Here is a 6010-nt window from a genome sequence, read left to right as displayed (position 1 = left end):
GTGCTCTGCGCAGCGAAATAAAGGAGGAGCGAAGCGGGGGACATTCGCGGAGCAGAGCACACCGTCGGCGTGGGCGTCGCCCTGAACAGCAACGCGTCCGAACAGCGCGACCAAGCGGACAGCGGCCGAGTCAACCGGCAAGCCGCAGCTCGTGGATCAGCCCCGCCACGTTGCTCACTTCCAGCTTGTCGTAGATCGACTGGATGTGGTTGCGCACAGTAGCCGGCGAGCGGTGAAGGATGGTGGCCACTTCCTTGTGCGTGTCGCCTCGGGCCAGCAGTTCGGCAATGGTCCGCTCGCGCGGCGTGAGACTGTCGGCGCGGTATCGGCGGCGGCTTTTCAGGAACAGCAGGCGCTGCTCCACGTGGTGCGTCACCACGATCCCATGGCCGCTGTATTTGGTGTGCCCTTCGAGAAAGTGCTTCAGCAGCGCATCTGGCAGTGTTCGCCCGTGCCATGACGGCCACTCTGCTTTCAGCGTCGCCTCGAAAAGTCCATCGGCGTGATACAGCACGCCGCGCAGGTCGCCGATGGCTGAACCGCAGGGCGCCTGGCTGCCGGCCTCGAGCCGGTCGAGGTGCACGATGCGGTTGAGCGCCAGCGCCTGCATCACGTGCGGCACCAGGCTGGCGAGCAACTGCCGTTCGTCTTCCGTGCCGTGCGCATCGGGGTCGGCCCGGAACAGGCTCAGCCAATGGACGAAGTTGGTCTGCGGATGCACGTCCGAGCTGATGAAGAAATTGGACTGCTCGAAACGCTGGCCGTAGTCGCGCAACTGAGCCTGGTCGTCCCGGTGAAACCAGCTGTCGGCATTGAATGTGAGCGTCGACTTCGGCCGCTTGCCCACTTCCACGGCGGCGGTGTCCAGGTGCTTCACCTCTTCGTAGGCCGTGAGCATTTCCACCGGCTGGTTGTGCAGGTGGATGGTGTGGATGTCGATGCCGTTGTCGGTGCGGGTCGCGGTACCCCACATCGAGGAATCGAAGGGCAGCACCGGCTTGATGAGGTCGAGCGCGGCGTCCTGGAACGCGACGATCGGCAGTTCGTGAGAAAGCCTGTAGAGCCGTAGCAGCAGGGTGCTGAAGTCTTGCAATGCAGCCGGTTTTTTCATCGAAGGCTGTTTTCTCCCGCATCTGTGAAATGCGCCATCCCATGTTCCGGTGATTCCGGTGGCGGGACGGTAAACGTCGGCACCCGTTTCAAGAATGGTGCATTTGCATCATTTGTTTTAGCAAAAGTGAAAGCTATTGTTTGCGGAACCTCCGCTACAGAGGCCCATCCCCTTTTTCGAAGAGCCCGCCATGCACCCCTACATCCAGAAAATTCCATGTGCCCTGTCCGTCGTCACCCTTGCGCTGCTCGGCGCTTGCGGAGGTGGTGGTGGAGGCGGCGGCGGTGGCTTCGGCGGCTTGCCGCCCATCTCGCTCGGCGGCGGTGGTGGCGAACAGCCCGCCGCGCCCGCCACCACGCTGACCGGCACGGTCGCCACCGGTGCCGCGTTCGCCGACGCCGCGCTCACGGTGTTCGACCAGACCGGCGCCAAGGTCTGCGAAGTCAAGGTCAGCGCCGAAGGCAGCTACACCTGCTCGTTGCCCGCGGGCACTAAGGCTCCGCTGGTGATCCAGGCCGTGCGCGACGACATCACGCTCTACAGCACCACCGCAAGCACCGCCAGCGGCACGACCAACGTGACGCCGCTGACCACCATCGTCGTGGCGCAGCTCTCGCCCAATGGCGACCCGTCGAAGCTGGCCGCGGCCATCCAGGCCAACGCCGGCGCCGTCACCGCCGGGTCGATCAGCGACCAGGTGAAGAAGCTCGTGGCCGCGCTGCAGCCGCTGCTGGACGCGCTCAACATGAGCATCGACCCGATGAGCGGGGAGTTCAAGGCCAACGGCACGGGGCAAGACCGCGTGCTGGACACCATCAACGTGTCGGTGCGACCCGATGGCGCGGCGGCGAACATCGAGATCACCGTGAAGGGCCAGCCCGCGGACGACACGGGCAAGCCGGTGTCGCTGGTCTTTCGCAGCGACGATGCCTCCATTGCGCCGATCCAGGGCATGGCCACCATTTCGCTGGCGACGGCACCGCCGACGCCCGCCATGGTGAAGGACCTGCTCGACCGCATGAACGCCTGCTATGCGCTGCCGCTCAACCAGCGCGTCGACAGCCCGATCGAAGCGGACGGCAATGCTTTCGGCACGGGCGCGAACGTGGTCGCGCCGGCCTGCCGCACGCTGTTCGTGGGCGACGACCCGGCGAACTATTTCGCGTCGGGTTCCGTCGTTGGCCGCGCAAGCGGCCAGCGCAGGAGCTTCGAAGGCCTGTTCCGCGCCGGCCCCACCAACATGAAGCACGACCGCGGCAATTTCGAATACTTCTTCTCGAACGGCGACATCGCGCTGACCTACCGCTGGACCGACGTGCTGGGCAACACCGACAACGACCTCTTCAACGCGAAGATCGTGGACGGCGCGCTGAAGATCACGGGCAACACCAAGATCTACCGCGCGACCGTGCGGCCGCAGCTCGACAAGAAAGACTTCGTCAAGCAGCCCAACTACACCTTCCATTCGGCCAGCTACCTGCTGTCGGTCGACAACGTGCGGGACGGCAACGGCGACCCGATCCTGTCGAAGGTGGTCGTCACCACGGACGCGCTGCCCGGCAAGGAACTGGTGCTGGTGCCCAACGGAGGGCTGGGCACGCTCGTGCTGACCTCGAACGGTGCCGCGAACGGCACGCCGCTGAACTCGGCGGTCTGGCGCATGGCGGCGCGCTACCTCGATCCGTCGCAGGCCGGCAGCCCGAGCACCATCGATTCCAACAATGCCTTCGCTTCGCCGCCGTACACCGACGAGCAACTCGCGGCCATTCCCGACCAGACGGTGTGGAAGATGGAGTTCTTCCACCAGAACAACGCGATTCCCAACGTGGTCCAGTACTCGCGCACCTTCTCGCGCGTGCCGACGGTTGCCGAGGCTCGCAATACGCCGATGGTCGACCTCGCGCCCGCCTTGCGCGCCGAGCTGGTCGCCACGCCGACCACGCAGCGCGGCATCGTGTTCGGTGCCCCTTCGGGTTCCGAGGCGAACAACATCGACTTCAGCGCCGAGGGCGATCTCGACGGCTGGGTGGTGCCGGCGGGGGCCTTGGCGCCTACGTCGTTCGGTGTGTTCGGCCGTGCGCCCGGTGCAAACGGCGTTCGCTTCAACGACGTCATGACGGTGCGCACCACCACGCGCAAGACGACGCTGTACTGCCAGCCCGTGAGCCCGCAGGACCAGCACTGCATGCCCGCTGGCAACAACAGCGTGCAGTACGCGCAAGGGGCTTCCGTCAGCACCTTCAGCTTCGCAGCGCGCACGGCGCGGCAGGTCGACGTGCGTACCAACTTCGAGATCTGGAACGTCGCGACGCCCTGAGCGTCGGTCGCCTGATCGGGTGGCCCTTTGATGAAAAAAGCCGCCGGTCCTTTCGGGCCGGCGGCTTTTTTATTGCCTTCATTCCGGCCGCGGCCGGAGCGAAAAAAAGATCAGTCGGCGTACACGCCGGCAGCCTTGATGATCGGGCCCCACTTGGCGATTTCAGCCGAGACGAACTTCTTGTGCTCGGCCGGCTCGGTGCGCTTGTCGGTGGTGATCACCGCGCCCAGCGCTTCTTCGCGCTTGATGAAGCCCGGGTCCTTCATGGCGGCCTTGATGGCTTCGTTGAGTTTCTTCAGCACCGGTGCCGGCGTGCCCTTGGGGGCGTACACGCCGTGCCAGATGGTCACTTCGAAGTCCTTCAGGCCCGACTCGGACAGGGTCGGCAGGTCCTTCAGCGCGGGCGTGGTCAGGCGCTTGCTGGTGGTCACGGCATAGGCCTTGACCTTCTTGGCCTCGATCTGCGACGTGGTGTTGGTGGTCTGGTCGCACAGCAGGTCGATCTGGCCGCCCAGCAGGTCGGCGATGGCGGGGGCCGTGCCCTTGTAGGGAACCGGCGTCATCTCGACCTTGATCGCGCTCTGGAACAGCAGGCCGCACAGGTGCGACGCGGCGCCCAGGCCGGCGTTGCCCAGGTTGATCTTGCCCTTGTTGGCGGCAATCCAGGCCGTCAGTTCCTTGTAGTTGTTGGCGGGCAGGCCGGGCTTGCCGATCAGCGTCATGGGCACTTCATTGACCATGCCCAGGTACTCGAAGTCGGTCTCGACGTTGAACGGCAGCTTGCGGTACAGCGCCGGCATGGTCGACATGCCGATGTGGTTCAGCAGCAGCGTGTAGCCGTCGGGGTTGGCGCGCGCCACCTTGGCCGTGCCGATGGAACTGCCCGCGCCGGCGGTGTTGTCCACCACGATGGTGGTGCCGAGCGTCTTCTGCATGGCTTCGGCGAGGTCGCGCGCCACACGGTCGGTCGGGCCGCCGGCCGCGAAAGGCACCACCAGCGTGACGGTCTTGTTCCCGGGGAAATCCTGGGCGTGAACACCGGCGGCTGCGGTGGCAATCGCCGCGAGGGCGAGCAGTTTCTTCATGATGTCTCCGAGAGGGGGTAAAAAGGCCGCGATCTTAAAGGCTGACCGGGGGCTGACCTATACCGAATAGCCCTTAGGCGCGTATCGAATTTCGCCCCACGGTGGGGCATGATGCGGCCCGGCAGATCGCGCCGGGGAGGCGCGAAAAACAAGCACAACATCGCGGCCGGCATGGCCGCATCGAGGAGGAAATTCCAATGGATCCATGGGTCTACCCGCGCGAGCGCACGCTCGGCATCATCACGCTCGTGCTCGGCCTGCTGGTCTGGCTGCTGCTGGTCGTCGGCACGCTGGGCATTGCGCTCGTCTACGTGCTGCTGGGCTTCATCGGCTACGTGTTCGCGCAGTCGGCGGTCATTGCCTGGATCAAGGGCACGGCGGTCAAGCTGTCGCCCACCCAGCTGCCCGAGTTGCATGCGCGCTTCACGGCCTGCTGCACCCGCCTGGGCATCGAGACGCCGCCCGAGGCCTACCTGCTGCACGGCGACGGCATGTTCAACGCGTTTGCCACGCGCTTCTTCGGCCGCAACTTCGTGGTGCTGCTGTCCGACGTGGTCGACGCCATGGAAGCCCAGCCCGACGGCATCAACTTCTACATCGGCCACGAGCTGGGGCACATTCGTCGCGGCCACCTGACGGGCCACATCTGGCGCGCCCCGGTGCTGTGGCTGCCGCTGCTTGGCGCCGCCTATGCCCGCGCGAAGGAATACACCTGCGACCTGCACGGCGCCGCGTGCTGCGAAGAACCCGACTCCGCGGCGCGCGCGCTGGTGGCACTGGCCGCCGGTGCGCAGCAGTGGCGCAACGTGAACCTGCAGGGCTACGCGGCGCAGTCGGCGGGCAACGCCGGCTTCTGGGCCTCGTTCCACGAGCTGATCGCCGGCTACCCGTGGCTGACCAAGCGCGTGACGCGCGCGATCGATGCGAAGGCGCCGCTGCCGCGCCGCAACCCGCTGGCCTACGTGCTCGCGATCTTCGTGCCCTATGCGGGGCGCGCGGGCGGCGGCGCGGCGGGCGTGCTGATCACTGTGGCCATCATCGGGGTGCTGGCGGCCGTGGCGATTCCGGCCTACCAGGAGTACACGGCGCGCGTGGTGGTGTCCCAGGCCTGGTCGGAGGCCGCGCCGGTGCGGGAGGCGTTGACGAACTACTACATGGAGAAGGAGGAGATTCCGGACACGCTGGCGGAAGTGAAGGCGGCCGACAGGTTGCCGAGTGGTTCGGTGCTGACGCTCGACCCATCGACGATGGTGGTGGAGGCGACGCTCCCGAAGTTGCCGAAGGGGATCAGCGGCGTGTTGCGCATGGAGCCTTCGTCGGCTGACAGCGGCATTGTCTGGCGGTGCCTTGGAGGCGAGGAGTTGCCGGTCAAGCTGTTGCCTGTCGGTTGTCGCGGCAAGTAGGGTACGGGGTCATTCTTGGTTTGTGCGAATGGCACCGGGTGCTCCCCTCCGCGAATGTCCCCCGCTTCGCTCCTCCTTTATTTCGCTGCGGGGA

Annotated in this window: 4 protein-coding genes; 2 read left to right on the top strand and 2 right to left on the bottom strand. The window is 65.9% G+C overall.

Features of this window, described 5'->3' with window-relative positions; genetic code table 11:
• Window positions 1–130 precede the first annotated feature (130 nt).
• The gene (locus DBV14_RS17845; protein ID WP_124460512.1) at window positions 131–1111 is read right to left on the bottom strand and encodes a helix-turn-helix transcriptional regulator; all 981 of its coding nucleotides are present in this window, start codon (window positions 1109–1111) and stop codon (window positions 131–133) included.
• Window positions 1112–1301: 190 nt separating this feature from the next.
• On the opposite strand from DBV14_RS17845, the gene DBV14_RS17840 reads away from it, so the two are divergent.
• Window positions 1302–3428: a carboxypeptidase regulatory-like domain-containing protein gene (locus tag DBV14_RS17840; RefSeq protein WP_124460510.1), complete on the top strand. Its 2127-nt coding sequence runs from the start codon at window positions 1302–1304 to the stop codon at window positions 3426–3428.
• Window positions 3429–3538: 110 nt separating this feature from the next.
• On the opposite strand, the gene DBV14_RS17835 is transcribed toward DBV14_RS17840, so the two are convergent.
• A complete protein-coding gene (locus tag DBV14_RS17835; protein ID WP_124460508.1) occupies window positions 3539–4513 on the bottom strand; it encodes a tripartite tricarboxylate transporter substrate-binding protein in 975 nt (324 codons plus the stop codon).
• Window positions 4514–4710: 197 nt separating this feature from the next.
• Between DBV14_RS17835 and DBV14_RS34165 the strand changes: the two genes are divergently transcribed.
• The gene (locus DBV14_RS34165) at window positions 4711–5916 is read left to right on the top strand and encodes a M48 family metalloprotease (protein WP_124460506.1); all 1206 of its coding nucleotides are present in this window, start codon (window positions 4711–4713) and stop codon (window positions 5914–5916) included.
• Window positions 5917–6010: the final 94 nt, after the last annotated feature.

Source organism: Variovorax sp. KBW07, assembly GCF_003852515.1.
GTDB lineage: Bacteria > Pseudomonadota > Gammaproteobacteria > Burkholderiales > Burkholderiaceae_C > Variovorax.
The sequence above is the reverse complement of the archived record's forward strand: the minus strand, read 5'-3'. Positions and strand labels throughout refer to the sequence as shown.